Raw genomic sequence first — 17606 nt, forward strand, 5'->3', positions numbered from 1 at the left:
GGAGTTCTGGTTCTGTATTTTATGGTTCAGGGTATGGTCTATAGATTTATAAAATAAAAAAGGAATCATGTAAGCCGGATGTGCGCCGCCCATGTCGCTGTAAATAATAGCATTTCCCACGGAGAAACTTGTGTGTTTAAATGGATGAAGCGTGTACATGTTGGCAGCAATATTTTTCGGTCTGAACACCTGGCGACTTTCACCGTACTGACTGGTATAGGTCAGGGTACTATCAATTACCTCAGAAACCAGCCAGCCATGCAGGTAATCGAATTCAAACCATTTTACCGGCTTCAGGTGCAATTTAATCATGGCAAAAGAGGGTGCCCTTGAATCAATGATATTGGGGCCGTGCTGATGATCACCCCATTGGACATGGTCTTTTGATAGTTCGACATGTCCCCATTTCCATGCAAAAGACACGCCACCGCGCATTTCGGAGTAATCGCCCCCGGGCCTGCCGCCGTTTCCAATTTTATAGTTACCTCCATCCTGTCGGGTAAAATTACCGGGCCATGCCAGAATTTCGCTGATGCTGTTATCACGCAGCGATGCCCAAAAACCAAGATGCTTACCTAAAGTGACACTGGCTTCTGCACCTCCCCAATAATGGTCTACGCTTCCATTGTCGTTTGTGCGGTATCGGTACCCCCAAATCGGGCTTACCTCAGCGGTAAAATTGGAATCTCGATATACAAATCCCAAATGTGTGCTGCTAATGGCTGAGTGGGAGCTATATTTCCGAAGAAGATTTACTTTTTCGTCTATATAAGGGTTTTCCGGTTCATTATTATACAGTTGGTAAGCGTTAAGATAAAACGCCAGCTCTTTCTTTTGCCTTTTATTGAGTAAAGAATCCGCATGCTGCGCCTGCTTTAATTTACTGTAAATAAATTGCTTAGTGTATGGCTTTATAGCACTGTGAAGGGTAATTAATTTTTCTCCGGCAAGTTCATCCAAATAGTTGTAAATACCTTTATTACTTACATGTTCAGGAATAGCCTGCCCAAGCGTCATGAAGCCGGAAAATATTAAACCCGCTAACAATAAAAATCTTTTCAAATCATTAAAAAGGGGCATGGGCATGCATTTTGGTATTGTACGAAGGTAAAAAAAGTTTTTATAAATCGCTTACAGCGCATAGTGAGGTTAATAAATCTGCTGTAACAAAAGGGTTCGATATCACAAATCCTGCATAATTTGCACCAACAGCATTACCCCTGTTTCAAGTGCTTTAGGGTCGGGTAAAAATTCCGGTGTGTGCAAACCTGCACTGCGCCCATTTGAATCGGCTACACCCAGTCTGAAATATGCAGATGGAATTTTTTGCGCATAATAACCAAAATCATCAGTAGTCATGCGCAAAGGCAGCAGATGAATATTTTTCGACCCCAGTAATTCAGTGGCAATATCTTCAATTTTAGCGGTAACGTTTTTATCATTTTCGATGGTAGGGTAACCCGGTCGAATAACAGTTTCAGCATCTGCCCCAGTGGCTTTGGCTGTATTCTGTACAATTTGTTTGATTTGTTTTAGCGCTTTTTTACGCCACTTTTCGTTCATCGTACGGAAAGTTCCTTCAAGCAATACTTCCCTTGGAATAATATTCATTACACTTTCGGCACAAATATTTCCAAAGGTGAGTACCGAAGGAATTTCGGTCGGTATAAAACGCGATTGTATTTGCTGAAGGGCTACCAGCACCTGCCCTGCGGTAAGCACTGTGTCTACAGTTTTGTGTGGCATTGCTGCATGGCCGCCCGGGCCTTTAATATGCACATCTACCTCATCGCCTGAAGCCATGTATGGGCCGCTCCTAAATCCAACCTCACCGGCTTTCAAATCGGGGAACGAATGCATGGCCAACATCACATCAGGCTTATGACTTTTAAAAAAATCTGATGCAATTACATCCACAGCACCCCCGGGAATTTTTTCTTCGGCGTGCTGGAATACAAAAAGCACATTGTGTTCCAGGTTTGCTTTATGTGCAGAGAGTAGTTTTGCTGCACCCAGGGCACAAGCCATATGCAGATCGTGCCCGCATGCGTGCATGGTCCCTGTATTTTGAGAAATATAATTTACGTTGGTTTGTTCATGTAATGGTAATGCATCCAATTCGGCTCTTAAACCAATGGTGCCTTTGGCATTGGTTACCTGCAAATATCCCATCACAGCGTTTTGGGATAAGCGATGTACCTCCAGTCCCATTTTTTTTAGCCCGGAAGCTATATAGGCAGCTGTTTCTTTCTCCTGAAATGAAGGTTCAGGATGGGCATGCAAGTGCTCATACCAGGTGCGTATTTCAGGTAATTGTTCGGTAATTTGGGCTTTAGAAATCATTTTATAATGGTTTTATGTTGCAAGTTACAAAGAATGAAACAATAATACATCAGCTCAGCTTTTAAAAATCATTCTGTAAGCCACATATAGCAACATTACACCAAATATTTTCTTTAATACTTTATCGGGCAACTGCACCGAAATCATGGAACCTACCCAGGCTCCCACAACAAAGGCGACCATCAGCAACAGCGCGTACTTAACGTTGACATAACCCGCTTTATAGTAGTTCCAGGCAGCCATCAGGCCAATTGGCGGCAGCATAAAAGCCAGGGCTGTACCCTGCGCCTGGTGCTGCGAAAATCCCATGATAAACACAAGCGCGGGTATGACTACCACACCACCACCAACGCCCATCATACCACCCACGAAGCCTGCAAGCAGGCCAACAATTAGAAGCAATATTATTTCGTTCATCCGCATTATTTTATCTGGTTATATGATTATTGTAAAAATTAAACTGAAAAACTGTATTATCCTCGCATATCTTAAAAGTCGAGGTTAATTGAAAAATAAAACTGCCGATCCAGAATTTTTTTATTCTCAATTCCCCATGCCCAATCGAAACGCAAATAATATCCAAAAACACGTGTGCGAAAACCAAATCCGTAACCGGCCACTAATGGATCACGTCTCTTATCAATACGCACACTTACCGGTCCGTTCTCAATATAATCATAGCGGTAAAAATTATCGGTATTTGTGATATCCCAACCATACCAGGCGCTACCCACATCAAAAAAGCCGGCTATCATAAAATTATCCAGTAAATCACTATTTAAGGGCCGATTAAAAATATACTTGATTACGGGCCAGCGCAATTCTGAATTGATCAGTGCAAAACTATTTCCATTTCTGATATTTTGCTGAAACCCGCGCATATTAGTGGCAACCGTCTGAAAAGCCCAGTTTTTACTTTTATCAACAGGAATGGTCTGATCGAAATAACCATTTCCGCTAACCGACATCCAGTTGTCTACACCTCCCAGATAATATATCAGTAGCGCATTCCCGAAACTGGACGATGCTGCAAACCTGTTGGCCCAAATGAGTTGCCGGTGTATTTGAATATAGTGACGCACATCTGTACCCACTACAAACATATGATCGCCTGTATTTTGTTCAAGCCTGGAATATTGCTCAAAAAAGGCTTTTGCCCGGGTTCCACTGTACAAATTCAATCCCAGAGACCGGGTATTGTCATATACATACTCGGCCAACATGCCGCCCCACAACCTAAAATCGTCAGGTTTTACTAAAGTTTCGTTATTGATGGCGGGGTACACAATTTGGTCGAGCCGTAACCTACCGGTAAGACGTACCGATGACACCTGCGAAAAGGGGTATTTGAGCACAAGCATGGTTTGATAAGAATAGGATCGTTTAAGCTCATTATCGGTATACTCTTCACTTCCCATTCGATGGAGGATAAGCTGCTTGTCGAGCCGTGATTTAAGATTCTCGATGCTGATTAGGTATTCATTTCCTGTGAAATTTGCAGCAAGCCTGAAACCCGCAGTCAACTTATAATCCTCAAATAAATCAGCTGCACCAAATTTGGTCAGTACATTAAACCCGGGATTAAAAAAAACGCCCCCTCCCGTATAAACCTGGTAACTGCGGTTAAGCTGACTAAAATCGACCTGGTTAACAGTATAGTTGGTGTAAAAAGTTGTGAAATATAGCTTGCGCTTTAAAACCCAAAGACTATCAGCCTCAAAATCGGGCCATCGCTGATCAGACTTTTGCTTTTTTTCAAACTCAAAAGTGTAATTATTTATATCAATCAGGCTGTCGTTGCGTCGTTGTTGTTCCTTCAACCGTTCAATTTGTTTATTGTAAAACTTCCGGCGGGTGGTAAAAAAAGCTTTCTGCTCTGTAATGTTTAACGTTTTTTGCAGGGGAGTCAAATCGAATGGCTTTTGCACCAGATGATAGCGTTGGTTATAAAAATGAAGATCTGCAAAGGCAGACCTGGAATTGGCTACATCATGCTCAACTAAACCATACCTTAAATCAGTAAGTGGTTTTTGCTCAGTGAAAAACCGATAATGAATGGCTGTATCAACAAATTGAATAGCACTGTCGTAATTGGCCACAAAGCGATTCTGTATGCCATTCTGATCATTCAGATATAAATAATGATCCTTCCCCAGCACTATTGGCTTTGTTTGGTTACCCGGAGTTGCAACAACTTTTACAGGCTCAAAACGCCGGGCATCTGTCAGGTATAAATCCAAATGACTTTGCAAGGTGTCTCCTGTTGGTTTGTTACGATTACTACTAAAAATAATGTTGCCTTCAGGCGTGAACTTTGGATTAAGCTCGTCGGGCAAATCATCGGTGAGCCGGTTCTGCTCATTCGATGCCAGGTTCAGGGTAAATAAATCGGTTTTGCCATCCTGAATACCTGAAAAAACGATTTGTGTACCATCACTGTTAAAATCATAGTCCAACATACGATTAATATACTGTATGTTGCGTGCATTAATCTCAGTTGAATTCACATCATAAAAACAGAGTTTAATTTGCTGCTCATGCTCATACACCCACGATAACATATTGAGTTTTGGGTGCCAACGCACAACAGGGTATTTTCGGTCAATTTTCTGGGGTAATTTATGTCCATAAGCAAACACTTTCTGCCGCTTGCCGCTAGCTGCATCCTGGATATAAATTTTCACTTTTCCGGATTCATTTCTACTCCAGGCAAAATATCGCTCATCGGGAGAAAAGACCAGGTTGCTGTATTGCGCCTTTTTTTTGGTTCGCTTTTTTATTTTTTTTGCCTCAGCGCCGGGCACTCCAGTTCCCTCCTGCTCATAACGATAGGTTGAATACTCTGCCCATTCGCGCAGCAAGTATCGAAAAGGTACGCCTGTTACAAAAACAATGGCATTATTGATATTTTTACTCACCCTGGAGAGATACATGATATCTCTTAAAGCCGGCTCGCCATAATTCATTGCCACATAGGTCCAAAAAGAAAACCCGGCAAGTTCAGCATCCTTGCCAGTAAGCCATTGCATTTTTTTGTACTTACCATTGAGCAGACCATCTTTAATACTTTGCTGCTCTGATGCGGCAAATTCATTTCCATAGTAAGCAATAAGTCCTTTAATAAACCACTCCGGGTAAGATATCAACGCCGAATTTGCCAATCTGTCGGAAAACCGGCTTCCCACAAGAATCTCATTAATCAACAATTCGGCTGAAGCCCGCCGCACCTGCCTGTCCAGTTGCCGGTGTGTACCATAATTATAAATCATGACTTTATTATTGGCAATGGTTGTGGTACCACCTATATTGTACTGATCATTGCCTGAAACCAGACCAATATTGCTTTGTCTGAAATCTAACAAGTCGTTATACACAATGAAATTTATCTGTCCATCGAGTCGGTAGTCGAGTCGATATTCCATCTCTGTTAAAATGTCGCGTGCTCGCAACCCCACATACCGCGCTGTATTATCACCTCCCTGATGAAAATAAACTTTATAACGCTGAAAGTCGTAATGTTGCCAGTAAAAATCGCGGTATTGCACACGGTTCTTACCAAAACGCATACGATGACCGTTATAAAACTGGCCAAAAAGTGTATCCGAAATCAGTACCAGCATGCATAAAATCAGCGATATTTTAAGGGCAATATTTTTCACTTTTCCATTCGTTGCTTTAGCATCTCGTACAGGAGTACTGCGGCAGCATTTGATACATTTAATGATGATATTTTACCCTGTACCGGCAGTGCAGCTTTTACATCAGCCATATCAAGCAAACCCTGACTTATACCTTTATCTTCAGCACCCATAATAAGCAAGGCCGGTCCATCTAATGGCTGGTTAAAATACATATCATCGGTTTTTTCGGTAGCTGCGACCAGTTTCAGGCCGCTATCTTTGAGGTACGAAGCAGTTTTTTTCAAACTTGCGGTACGGCATACCGGCAGGTTAAACAACGCTCCTGCAGATGTTTTTACAGCGTCACCTCCAATACGCACCGAACCTTTTTGGGGAATAATTACCCCATGCACTCCGGCACACTCTGCTGTACGCACCATGGCACCAAAATTTCTAACGTCAGTTACCTCATCAAGCATTAAAAAAAACGGATCTTCGCCCTTGTCATAAACATTCATTAATACGTCCTCAATTTGCTGAAAAGGGACAGGTGACATCAGTGCAATAATACCCTGATGATTTTTACGTGTAATGCGGTTTAGCTTTGCATCAGGTACCTGCTGAAGCGGAATACGATGATTGCGCATCATCTCTTTTATGGCATCTATGGTATCTCCTCCCATGCCTTTTCTTATCAATACCTTATCGCAATGCTGGCCGCTTTTGATGGCCTCCTCTACGGGACGTATACCAAAAATAAAATCACTTTTTTGTTCCATGTTGTTAAGTTTTGTTAATAAAATTTGCCTTTTCTCCACCCGTTGATGTGGTGCATCAAAAAGCCATTCATAAGACTGTCATTACGATTCAACTGATACTCCCCAAGTGAATCGTTATATGCGAACGGAATTTTTAATTTTTCGTTTTTACCGATATAATAAAACCAATGCTCTGAAGTATCAGTAAGTTGTACTTCATCGGGCAGGCCGGCAAGTGTAATAACCTTACCCATGTCGGTTTTCCAGCCCGCACGATGACTACTAAATTTTATATTAGCCAACTGTACGCGGTTATAGAATACCTGTATGAGTTGTTTAGCTTTTTCTGCATCAGGGGCAGCTTTCAACCAAAATGTATCAACGGCATGCTTGGGTGATAATTGATTAATTTGGCGCCACTCCTTACCATTGATCAAATAACGAATAGGTCCAAGCATTTGTCTTGCCTGCCTGATGGCAGGAAAATATGGATTACTAACCACATACCGTAACCCTCCGTTTAATGTACTGTCGCTGTTAATTACATACGATCCGGATATTGAAAACCGTAGAAAATCGTTTTTGCTAAATTTATATGCTGTATCGAAAGGCAATGATGCTTTGCGGTTGTAGGTAAGATGAAACACCCATAAACTATCGTTTTCACCTCTGTAATTAACCTTCACAGAATCACCTTCGGCAGCAATTGTCCGTGTAAAAGGGTATTTTTTATCATTAAAATATGCAAAATAACGTTGCGGATTACCCATATGATCGTTTCGCAAACGCACTACCTCATTGGTTTCCAGCTCTGAGAGCAAATCCTGGATGCGTAAATCTACATACTTTACACTATCGGGATGATGGGCAAAGCCAAGTTGAAGCTGTAAAAAATTGGTAGCCGGCTTTTGAGGTTGGGCGTATTTTACTGACCCGCTATCGCGAAACATATTTGCACCAGCCGAATCGACTAAAAAATATTCAATAGCTACACCGGCCACCTGATCCTCGCGCCGTTTAAATTCCGGAAAAGCAATGTCACTAACAGGTATGTGCAAAAAAATAACCGACGAATCGGGAGCAACGCGGTTCAGCATTAAAACGGGATGAATATCGGTATGCATAGGATTGTAGAGATGCGAAAAATTGCGCTCGCTAATTGGCTGATAGTAGGTTTTGCAGCCTGCAAGAACAGAAAACACGGCCACCATCCACAATAAATGCCTGTAGAATTTTGCGCCCCGTCTATTTAGCTGATTATTAATCATTAAAACTTAGTAATTTTCTACTCCTGCTCATTAAAATTTGAAGGTAACGATTTTTTATGGCTGATGCCCATTTTACGAATCTTTTCAGCCCTGCTTATTAAATCGCCACGCCCTTCGCTGAGTTGTTTTATCAATTGCTCATGGCTGCGTTGAGCACCATGTATTTTCTGGCCCACATCATTTACCGACTCAAGCAAGCCCACAAATTTGTCGTACAGTTTACCGGTTTCATCTGCTACGCGCTCTGCAAACTCGTTTTGTTTCTCTATTTTCCACAAATTGGCCACTGTCATCAGAGTAGCCATTAATGTAGCCGGTGTAACCAACACAATACGGTTTTTCCATGCAAGATCCTGTAGAGTTGAATCGTATTGCAGAGCCAGGGATAGTGCATTTTCAACAGGCATAAACAAAAAGATAAACTCCGGGGAGTTTAATGTTTCACCAGTCTCATAATTCTTCTGTGCCAAATTAGTTATGTGATTTTTTACAGAGGTTAAGTGTTCATTCAGTGCGCGCTCACGGGATGTATCGTCTTCTGCATTAACAAGCCTTTCAAAAGCACTGAGTGATACTTTCGAATCAATTATCAGGTGACGGTTCTCTGGTAAAAACACAACTACATCGGGCCGCACCCGACCAGCTTCGGTAACCGTGGATACCTGCGTTTTATAGGTTATATTCTTTTCCAGACCGGCTTTTTCAAGAATACGTTCCAATACCATTTCACCCCAGTTTCCCTGTATTTTAGAATCATTTTTCAATGCTCCGGCCAGGTTTTGGGCATCGTGGCTTAACTGTTTATTTAACTCCTGCAGCTGTTTGAGTTCAGCAGAGAGTGTGCTGCGCTCTTTCACATCTTTTTCTCTGAAGTCTGTCAGCAACTGATTGTATTGCTGAAGCTTTTCTTTTAAAGGTTGCACAATCTGATCAATAGATGTCTTATTGGTTTTATTCAAAGCCTCGGTACTTTGCGTAAAAAGGTCATGACTCAGGTTTTTAAATTCTGTTTTCAGTGTATGCTGCATTTGCACAAAATCTTTCTCTTTTTGCTGCATCTGTGCATTGGCATATTTTAATGACTCCTGCAGGCGGGCTTTTTCTGTTGAAATGGTTGTAAAATCATCTTGTAATTTTGACAACTGCTCCTGCAGCTCATAATTCCGGTTACGGTAATATTCGGTTTGGGTACCGAGCTCACTCACTTGCAGGTCTGTTTTATATTTTTGCTCTTTAAAATAGCGCAGCTTCTGCCAAAATATAATAATAGCCCCGACAGCACCTGCAAAAAGCACGAATAGTAAAACCGTAGTAAATTGATCCATAAAGTACATTTTTTGTCACAACATTTGAAAAATGTTAATGATTAGCCAAAATTACACATTCTCATGGAAATGGACTGCTATTTGATTAGCTTAGTAATACAGCAAATTTTTCAATAGTTTACTGCTTTTTTAATCTGAATTCGGTTATTAAAGAAAAAGTGCACTAAATTTGCTACAGCAGTTTCGGGAAATTTTCCCGGGCATCATAAATACTTGAAAAATACGTTTTTTAACTCAGATAAACCCATAATAACATTCCGGAATTGAGAGACCGTCAAAAACTTACGAATTGGCAGCGATTTATGCTCTACCATCGCTTTTTCAGGAGCAGTGGTTTTTACCGCTTTTTTCTGCGCAATTTTTTGCGTGTAATTATTATTCTGGGATCTATCATTGGTCTAATTTTCGGTCTGGAACATTACATCCTGGAAGACCTGCGTGACGACTTTCTCTTTTGGCTCAGTCAACTACCTCATGCAGGCGTATGGGTTGTTTATGCCATATCAGAAACACTATTAGGCCTCATCCCACCAGACCTGTTTATTATTTGGGCAAATAAATTTGATAAACCCATACTTTATCTGACCCTTTTGGGAGGTATTTCTTATGGTGCCGGAATATTGAGTTATATTATTGGTAATTATTTTGGCACAAAAAAGCGGGTTGAACACTGGTTACTAAATCGATATGCTGTTTTTGTTAAAAGATTAAGGCAATGGGGTGGATTATTAATTATTGTTGCCGCTTTGCTGCCTTTACCCTACTCAACAGTATGCATGCTGGCCGGCCTTGTTAAATATCCGCTGCCGAAGCTGGCCCTTTACGGACTTACACGCATTATCAGGTTTTACATATATGCTTCATTCCTGATGAAAATATTTTAACTCCAAATTAACTGGAGTATTTTCACAAGATTCTGCTCATCAACCTCATCAAAAGCATTAAGTTGATCGCTATCGATATCTAATACACCAAGCAAATTGTCTTCAGGGTCAAACAGTGGCACTACCACCTCGCTTTTAGAGCGACCGTCGCAAGCAATGTGTCCCGGAAATTCTTCCACATTTTTTACAAGTACAGGCTTACGTGTATTGATTCCTTCCCAGCATACTCCGGTATCCTTTGCCAGTTGCATACAAGCAACGGGGCCCTGGTACATTTTTACCTGTAATTCTCCCTGATTTAAAAAGTAAAACCCTGTCCAAAAATAATAATCCATTTTGTGATGCAAAACGGCAATTATTGTATTCATGCGCGATTCAGGATTAGAACAGGTGGGCATCAACTGCTCCAGCTGTTTATATATACGATCGTAGCGACCCTGCTTCTTTTTAGCATCCATAATGTTTTTCTTTTAGTAGGAACCAAAAATAGAAAAATCCACGGGCTCCTCAAACTTACAAATTGTGTAATACTTGTCAATTATAAAAAAATAAACATAATTTTGTCAATAAATGTTTCTCTCATAAACCATAAAGTACAACTTTAATGCATCGGAGCAGCATTAAAATATTTTTTGCCTTCATATTTTTATGTCTGTTAAATTTAAACAGCGCTGCTCAAAAAGGTACACCATACATCAATAACTTCCCCATGGAAGATGAATTGAACTACAGGGTATGGGACATGATAAATTTACCTAACCAGGAAATGCTTTTTACATGCAGAAAAGGTTTGTTAGGCTATAATGGTTCAAAATGGAATCTACATACACTCTCATCGGTACCATTAGTCATAGAGACTGACGAGCGGGGAAGAATTTTTGTGGGTTTTCGCGGTGATTTTGGTCTGGTAAAGGAAGATAGTACCGGGTCATATCATTTTCAATCTCTACTGCCCGATAGTAGCATGAAAGATGTGGTATTCGATGAAATTTACATAGAACAGGACAGTGTGTTTTTTATTGGTGAAAAGTCTGTTTACCTGGTAGACAAAAACAACAAGACTTCTAACTTCACATTTCCTCAGTTTGATGAACATCATGGTTTTTTTATGCATAGAAAGCAACTACAGGTGGTTACCAATAATGGTATTTGCAGTGTTGATCCTGATTCTGTCGATTTGTTTTCAAATGTAACATTACCCCACAATTCAGATATCTTTTTTCATTTTAAGGTGAAACCCGGACTTACATATTTAGGTGCTTCGAACAATAAGCTTTATCAATTCGATGGAGAAAACCTTTTGAAAGTTAATATTAAAGACCAGGCATATCTGGACGAAAGCGTGCTTGTAGATGGATTACTCCTAAACGACTCACTAATAGCTCTTTCTACAAATATCGGAGGAGTACTGATTATAAATCTCAATACAGGAAAAACGCTCTATACAATTAATTACACAACAGGTTTGCCCGACAATAAAGTTTATGACATTTACCTGGACAAAAAAAATGGATTATGGATTGCCCATGGCCGTGGAATAAGTCGAATCAGCCTGTCATTGCCCATTATGCTTTTTAATAAATATCCTGGACTCAGTGGGAACCTGTATGCTTTTACAAGGAAACAAAACGAGATATACCTCGGTACCAGCGAAGGGTTATATTATTTGACCAAACAAAAACAATATAAAACCCGTCAAATAACTGTCAGGGTACCCGAAAAGACAGAGGCAAAAACCAAAAAGAAAAAACAAGTATCAGCGCAAGAAAAACCTGAAAACACAAATGACACGAAAAAAAAGGGGCGAGTACGAAAATTCTTCAGAAAAGTCGCTCAAAAAATAAAAGCACCAATAAAAAAAATATCGGGTAAAGAATCTGACAAGGAGCAGCCTCAACCGCAAACAGTAAAAAAGGAACCTGAACTAACATACAGGACCAGGACTATTTACAGCCTTCAATCCATATCTCATGCGTATAAAAAAGTAGCTGAGTTCAAAGGAAAATGTTTTCAACTAATCCACCACAATAATCAAATTTTGGCTGCTTCCAATACCGGGTTATACACAATAAAAAAACACAAAGCAAAAATCATTCTGAAAGACACTTACGTAAACTTCATTAAAAAATCACGGTTTGATCCACGGAAATTACTGGTTGCAACAAATGACGAAATAATATTTTTGGAATATACCGGAGACAACTGGAACCTTATAATGAAGCATAGCTTTGATGAAGCCATCTATTCTATTGCAGAACAAACACCCAAAACAATTTGGGTGGGCGGATTAGGAAAGGCTTTTAAAATAGATTTACATGCGCAAGACTCAATAAGTACCAATGTGATGTATTTTAAGGGCAACATGCTCGATGAAGTGGTAGTAAGATATTTCGATAAAAAACTACACTTCATCGTTTCGTCTGCCATTTACATTCTGGACAATAAACAAAACAAACCAATAAAGAAAAAGCAATATGCAGAACGCAATGCTCTTGATATATTCGCATTTTATAACCAACCGGAGTACACCTGGATTAAAACCAATCAATGGAACCTTTACGACTACTATGGTGAAAAAAAACTTGCAGCTATAAAGTATTTAAAATTACTCGATAATATTGATGAGGCTTTTCTGGATGAAAATCAGCAAATTTGGGTTATAGATAATTATAATAATTTATATAGAATAAACAATCAAACTGATTCTATCTACACCCCAAATTTCCGGCTAAATATTGCTTCAATACAACATAAAGGTGGTGCCTTTTTGAAGGCCGGGGACATCAAACTCGAATACGAGGATAATGCCATCACTGTTAAAGTTTCGTCTCCTTATTTCTTGAAAAACAATGCTGTGAAATACCGCTATAAACTGGTGGGGCTGACAAAAAAATGGTCAGACTGGAGTAACAACGAAATTATAAATTTCCCTTTTATTCCGGCTGGCACATATTATTTATTGCTGGAATCGAAAACTGTATTGGGAAACAAAAGTGGGATTACCAAAATACCAGTGCACATCGATAAACCTTTCAGGCAAACGATTATTTTCTATTTACTGGTAATTTTACTCCTGACGGGTGTGGTATTTTTGATTATTATACTCCGCGAACGAAAACTAAAACGAGATAAAGTTTTACTCGAAGCAAAAGTAAAAGCACGTACCAAAACTATTAGTGAACAAAAAGAAGAAATTACTGTACAGCACGATGAAATAAAAGAACAAAAAAACAGAATAGAGCAGCAGCACAACGATATAAAACAGAGCATTACTTACGCAAAAAGAATTCAGGCTGCAGCACTGCCTGATAAACCATTAATTGACAGACAACTAAAAGACTATTTCATATTTTTTAAACCACGTGATATTGTAAGTGGCGACTTTTATTGGATCAACAAAATTGGCAACAAAACAATTGTTATGGCAGCAGACTGCACCGGGCATGGAGTGCCTGGAGCCTTCATGAGTATGTTAGGTATTTCATTTCTTAATGAAATTACTTCAACCATAAAAGACCTGCATGCCGACACCATATTAGACGAACTCAGGAGATATGTCAAAGAAACTTTGTCGCAAGAAGGCAAAGAGGGTGAGGCAAAAGATGGTATGGATGCATCTTTAATGATTATCGACTATGAGAACAAAAAAGCTGAGTTTTCAGGCGCATTTAACCCGCTTTACATGATAAGAGGAGGCGAGCTTAAAGAGATAAAAGCTGACAAAATGCCGGTAGGCATTTATTTGAAAAAAGAAACACCTTTTACCAACCATGAAATAGAACTTAAGCAGGGAGATACGTTTTATATGCTTTCAGACGGTTTTCCGGACCAGTTTGGCGGGAAAAAAGGCAGAAAATTCATGCGAAAACCTTTTAAAAGGCTATTAATTAACATGCAGGATAAATCGATGGAAGAACAAAAAGATATTCTTGACAACACATTTAGAGAATGGCTGGGAACAGTGCATCAACAAATTGACGATGTTCTGGTTATCGGTTTAAGAATTTAGCAGCATGTGATTTTTATACCCTATAATTTTGCATAAAGAAGAAACTATTGTACTTTTGCAATCCGCAAATGGTCGGTTGGCCGAGTGGCTAGGCAGCGGTCTGCAAAACCGCGTACGGCGGTTCGAATCCGCCACCGACCTCAAACCATAGCTAGAAACCCTTGATTTTTAAGAGATTGAAAATTGAGGGTTTTGTTTTTGGAATAATTTGCTTTTTAGTTAAAAACCATAACCAAGACCTTGATATAACTATACCTTCACCCAACTTGTTCCATTAGATTTGGCCATGGAGGTAAGGTGTCCGTTCGGTCATTAAAGAGACAACTTATACGCATTGTAAGTAGTTTTCACTCATTTCATTTTAATCTCTCTGTAATAATCCTATTTTTTGCGGACTCCTTTTTTAAACTGTTCGAACTCCTTTATTGCAATATGAAGTGTTGTATAAGGAAAATGTGTACCGGTACTTTCTTTATTCTTTTTATCCAGTGTTTTTTGTGCATAATTTAGGGCTTGGTCCATCTTTCCATTTGAAATCAATTGCTCTACCCATGTGCAATTTTTCAGAAAACCATCTTTTCCTTTAGCATAATCAGGAATATGCTTTCGCAGAACTTGTTCTGCTTCATTAGCATTTCGAAATTCTTTTGTGGTATATTGATAATGCAGCAAAAACCAAAACTCAATAGAAGCATAGTTTCGCACAGAAACACTTCTGGAATTTGGGCATACTTCTTTTTAAGTTTGTTGAATTTTTGTTGGTTTGCTTGATTTACAACCGTGTCATAATCAAATAAGTAAATAATTTTATTTGTTCCGCCGCTTAAAAGTTCATCTATGATCTCTTCTGTACCTTCGATAGTTAATCGTTTGAACAAGCTGGGTTTAATAGAATAGCCATAATCTTTAGTTGCTTTGAGGTGTTTAAGGTAATACTGCTCTGTTCTTCCTTCGCCCAGCACAGCATATCTCATACGGAGTTTTCGATCTCGTGTTTTTCTGGCCATAATTATTTTAATTCAGGAATTCCTCCAAATTTTCCGTGTTTGTAATAATTGTAATATGAAAGCTCTTTTCTGAAATCCGAAAAATCAGCAAACGAGCTTAGCTCTGTGGCTCCATCTTCGCCTTTTTCGGTAATCCAAATGGCATCGCGACGCAAAATGTCTTTTTCGTTTAATAGAGACATATTATGTGTAGTAAAAAGTATTTGAGCACTATCTGACCGCTTTAAAAACTCACGCAAAAAATGCATTATTAGCAGGGGATGAAGGCCTGATCCGATCTCATCTATCAACATCAGGGCATTATTTTTTATTGCATTATAAAACGGAGCAGATAATCCATAGTACCTCATGGTACCTCTCGACTGTTCGTTTTCCGGCAGCTTAAAATATATCTCCTGATCCTCTTTAATAATCCGATGTTCGAAAACTGTGGTGTCAAACTCAATAACCTTCTCTTTTCGAATGCGTTCTTTTTCACTCTCGGAAATTCTCAAATTGTCCAGCTCTTCCATCACAGCTTCAGGTACAGGTTTAGCCTCTTTCTCATAATAAATGTCTGAAATATTTAAATCAGCTCTTTGGATGAATTCCAGAGCAAATTTTTTCAGTTCCTCATTACTTTGAATGTGATTGTCGGAATATTCCGTTAAACTATGATACGGGTTAATAGAGTTCATAAATTGGTATTGGAACCACTCATATACAGCCTCGATTTCAGGAATCTCCACATTTACACTGCTGTAACCCACAAAAACAGATATGTTTTTTAATGTTTTTACTGTAATTTCATCAAGAGCAGCTTTGGAAACCTTAATTTTGTTCCCAAATTTTAGGATAGCTGTCTTACCGGTTCCTGATAATGTGCGTTCGAATATTACAGCCGGTTGAGTCCCGGGATAAAACAACAATGTTTCATTAAATACGTTTTTTCGATCTATTGTAATGGAGTACAAGTGTTTTACAGTACCAACATAAAAAGTAAGTTCAAGTTTTCCGGGTTCTTTGGTCGTTTTGTCAAAAGCAAAAGCACGAAAATCCAACTCTTCCTCTTTGTTGTCCACATTGGCAAAAATAAACCTGTGAATAAAATCAAAAGCCTCAATCAAATTGCTTTTGCCCGAAGCATTGGCACCATAAACCATGGCCATTTTTAGCAGGCGCACACCTTTCACTGGTTCATACACATAGTAATCTTCCAGTGTTGTATCAGAGGTAGCTTCAAAACTAAACACCACTTCATCTTTAAAAGATAAGAAGTTCTGTATTTTCAGCTCTTGTATCATCTGTATTATTATTTTATGTAATTATATTACAAATATACACAAAAAGAGATAGTCTTGCAGTTTTTACTCAAAAAATGTAATTTTTTTACATAATACAAAAATAGAGGTTTGTATTTAGGGTCTTTATAGTTTGAATTACCATAATAGTTTTTGCCAATATCCTAAATAATAATTCAATTTAGATCAACTTTTAACGAATTTTTTTCTTCGATACATAATTATAAAGTGTATATTATATTGGTATATTGGATGATAAACAATAAGAATATTGAATTCCATCTATTTTTGTCAGGTAATTTTATTTTTTTAATACAAACAATTTTAAAAAAATCATATGTCATCAAAATATTTAAAAGCTAAATCACACCCCATAATCATTGCAGGCACCGGGCCCGGTGACCCGGAACTGCTTACTGTAAAAGCGCAAAAAGCAATTGCCAGTGCCGATGTGATTGTTTACGATGCTACGCAAATTGAGCACATAATTGATTTCTGCCAAAGCAAGGCCAAAAGGGTGAAAATAAATAAGGACAAAACCAAAAACAGCGATACTCTCAGAAAGGAAATAATTCAAATATTGGCCGATTATCACAAAACGGGTAAGCGCGTTGTGCGGCTCAAAACAGGTGATGCATTTATGTTTGGAAGTGGAGCTGCCGAAACAGAGTTACTTTTTGAAATGAATTTACCATTTTCTGTTATACCCGGTATCACTGCTGGAATGGCTGCTGCAGTCTATGGGAACGTGCGCATTTCAGAAAAAAAAGAGGCTGATACAGTCACATTTTACATGGCCAACCAAAAAAACGATCAGCATGAAAACCTGGAACAAATCGCTCAACTTTTGCAGAGCCGTGCCACTGTCGCCTTATATATGGCAGAAAACATTTTGCCACAAATCCGGGATTATCTTCTGAAACAAAAATTGCCCAAACACTTTCCTGTTGTTGCTGTAGCCAATGCCTCCCTTCCCAATCAGCAGGTACTAGCAGCAACATTAGCCGATATTCAAAGCATTTTAAATAAAATTCCGAAAAACAGCTCCGTTGTTTTTTTCATAGGAAAAAAAGTACATAGTATATTCGCAGCCCCAAACCAATCAGAATAGC

13 protein-coding genes, 1 tRNA gene and 1 pseudogene are annotated in these 17606 nt (G+C 39.1%); 4 read left to right on the top strand and 11 right to left on the bottom strand.

The window, feature by feature from the left end:
* The 7 genes and pseudogenes from VJ937_RS05310 to VJ937_RS05340 form a co-directional block, all read right to left on the bottom strand.
* Positions 1-1080 (bottom strand): annotated as a pseudogene (locus tag VJ937_RS05310) (hypothetical protein); the annotation flags it as partial.
* 102 nt (positions 1081-1182) lie between these two features.
* Positions 1183-2343: a M20 family metallopeptidase gene (locus tag VJ937_RS05315; protein ID WP_324065854.1), complete on the bottom strand. Its 1161-nt coding sequence runs from the start codon at positions 2341-2343 to the stop codon at positions 1183-1185.
* Positions 2344-2397: 54 nt separating this feature from the next.
* Positions 2398-2760, bottom strand: coding sequence for a sulfite exporter TauE/SafE family protein (locus VJ937_RS05320; RefSeq protein WP_057953339.1), 363 nt, complete (start codon positions 2758-2760; stop codon positions 2398-2400).
* A gap of 71 nt (positions 2761-2831) precedes the next feature.
* Positions 2832-6002, bottom strand: a complete 3171-nt coding sequence (locus tag VJ937_RS05325; protein WP_324065855.1) for a hypothetical protein — start codon at positions 6000-6002, stop codon at positions 2832-2834.
* Entirely contained in the window at positions 5999-6742 is a 744-nt protein-coding gene (gene rlmB / locus VJ937_RS05330; protein WP_324065856.1) for a 23S rRNA (guanosine(2251)-2'-O)-methyltransferase RlmB, read from the bottom strand. The genes VJ937_RS05325 and rlmB overlap by 4 nt, the downstream gene beginning before the upstream one ends.
* Positions 6743-6756: 14 nt before the next feature.
* On the bottom strand, positions 6757-7989 hold the full coding sequence (locus VJ937_RS05335; protein ID WP_324065857.1) for a GWxTD domain-containing protein: 1233 nt from the start codon (positions 7987-7989) through the stop codon (positions 6757-6759).
* Between the two features lie 17 nt (positions 7990-8006).
* On the bottom strand, positions 8007-9314 hold the full coding sequence (locus VJ937_RS05340) for a DNA recombination protein RmuC (RefSeq protein WP_324065858.1): 1308 nt from the start codon (positions 9312-9314) through the stop codon (positions 8007-8009).
* 263 nt (positions 9315-9577) lie between these two features.
* Between VJ937_RS05340 and VJ937_RS05345 the strand changes: the two genes are divergently transcribed.
* Positions 9578-10198: a hypothetical protein gene (locus tag VJ937_RS05345; RefSeq protein ID WP_324065859.1), complete on the top strand. Its 621-nt coding sequence runs from the start codon at positions 9578-9580 to the stop codon at positions 10196-10198.
* On the opposite strand, the gene VJ937_RS05350 is transcribed toward VJ937_RS05345, so the two are convergent.
* Positions 10195-10656 (bottom strand): GAF domain-containing protein, encoded by a 462-nt coding sequence (locus tag VJ937_RS05350; RefSeq protein WP_324065860.1) that lies wholly within the window; start codon positions 10654-10656, stop codon positions 10195-10197. The two genes, VJ937_RS05345 and VJ937_RS05350, sit on opposite strands and share 4 nt — an antisense overlap.
* A gap of 146 nt (positions 10657-10802) precedes the next feature.
* Here VJ937_RS05350 and VJ937_RS05355 point away from each other — a divergent pair, with 146 nt between their 5' ends.
* Positions 10803-14207 carry a SpoIIE family protein phosphatase gene (locus tag VJ937_RS05355; protein WP_324065861.1) on the top strand — a complete coding sequence of 1135 codons (3405 nt, stop codon included), beginning with the start codon at positions 10803-10805 and terminating at the stop codon, positions 14205-14207.
* 70 nt (positions 14208-14277) lie between these two features.
* Positions 14278-14348, top strand: a tRNA-Cys gene (locus VJ937_RS05360).
* A gap of 240 nt (positions 14349-14588) precedes the next feature.
* Here VJ937_RS05360 and VJ937_RS05365 read toward each other — a convergent pair.
* Genes VJ937_RS05365 through VJ937_RS05375 form a run of 3 tightly spaced genes read right to left on the bottom strand, consistent with a single transcriptional unit; the run spans position 14589 to position 16497 of the window.
* Positions 14589-14879, bottom strand: a complete 291-nt coding sequence (locus VJ937_RS05365; RefSeq protein ID WP_324065893.1) for a hypothetical protein — start codon at positions 14877-14879, stop codon at positions 14589-14591.
* Positions 14771-15214, bottom strand: coding sequence for a hypothetical protein (locus tag VJ937_RS05370; protein ID WP_324065894.1), 444 nt, complete (start codon positions 15212-15214; stop codon positions 14771-14773). The genes VJ937_RS05365 and VJ937_RS05370 overlap by 109 nt, the downstream gene beginning before the upstream one ends.
* A 2-nt stretch (positions 15215-15216) precedes the next feature.
* Entirely contained in the window at positions 15217-16497 is a 1281-nt protein-coding gene (locus VJ937_RS05375) for an ATP-binding protein (RefSeq protein ID WP_324065862.1), read from the bottom strand.
* Between the two features lie 334 nt (positions 16498-16831).
* Between VJ937_RS05375 and cobA the strand changes: the two genes are divergently transcribed.
* Positions 16832-17605, top strand: coding sequence for a uroporphyrinogen-III C-methyltransferase (gene cobA, locus VJ937_RS05380; RefSeq protein ID WP_324065863.1), 774 nt, complete (start codon positions 16832-16834; stop codon positions 17603-17605).
* Position 17606: the final 1 nt, after the last annotated feature.

The organism is Salinivirga sp., from assembly GCF_035268865.1.
In the GTDB taxonomy this organism is placed as follows: domain Bacteria; phylum Bacteroidota; class Bacteroidia; order Bacteroidales; family Salinivirgaceae; genus Salinivirga.

Excerpts from the sequence above, each read along its gene's own strand:
- VJ937_RS05315 (WP_324065854.1), bottom strand. The coding sequence starts at position 2,343 with ATGATTTCTAAAGCCCAAATTACCGAACAATTACCTGAAATACGCACC.
- VJ937_RS05320 (WP_057953339.1), bottom strand. The coding sequence starts at position 2,760 with ATGAACGAAATAATATTGCTTCTAATTGTTGGCCTGCTTGCAGGCTTC.
- rlmB (WP_324065856.1), bottom strand. The coding sequence starts at position 6,742 with ATGGAACAAAAAAGTGATTTTATTTTTGGTATACGTCCCGTAGAGGAG.
- VJ937_RS05335 (WP_324065857.1), bottom strand. The coding sequence starts at position 7,989 with ATGATTAATAATCAGCTAAATAGACGGGGCGCAAAATTCTACAGGCAT.
- VJ937_RS05340 (WP_324065858.1), bottom strand. The coding sequence starts at position 9,314 with ATGGATCAATTTACTACGGTTTTACTATTCGTGCTTTTTGCAGGTGCT.
- VJ937_RS05350 (WP_324065860.1), bottom strand. The coding sequence starts at position 10,656 with ATGGATGCTAAAAAGAAGCAGGGTCGCTACGATCGTATATATAAACAG.
- VJ937_RS05355 (WP_324065861.1), top strand. The coding sequence starts at position 10,803 with ATGCATCGGAGCAGCATTAAAATATTTTTTGCCTTCATATTTTTATGT.
- VJ937_RS05370 (WP_324065894.1), bottom strand. The coding sequence starts at position 15,214 with ATGGCCAGAAAAACACGAGATCGAAAACTCCGTATGAGATATGCTGTG.
- VJ937_RS05375 (WP_324065862.1), bottom strand. The coding sequence starts at position 16,497 with ATGATACAAGAGCTGAAAATACAGAACTTCTTATCTTTTAAAGATGAA.
- cobA (WP_324065863.1), top strand. The coding sequence starts at position 16,832 with ATGTCATCAAAATATTTAAAAGCTAAATCACACCCCATAATCATTGCA.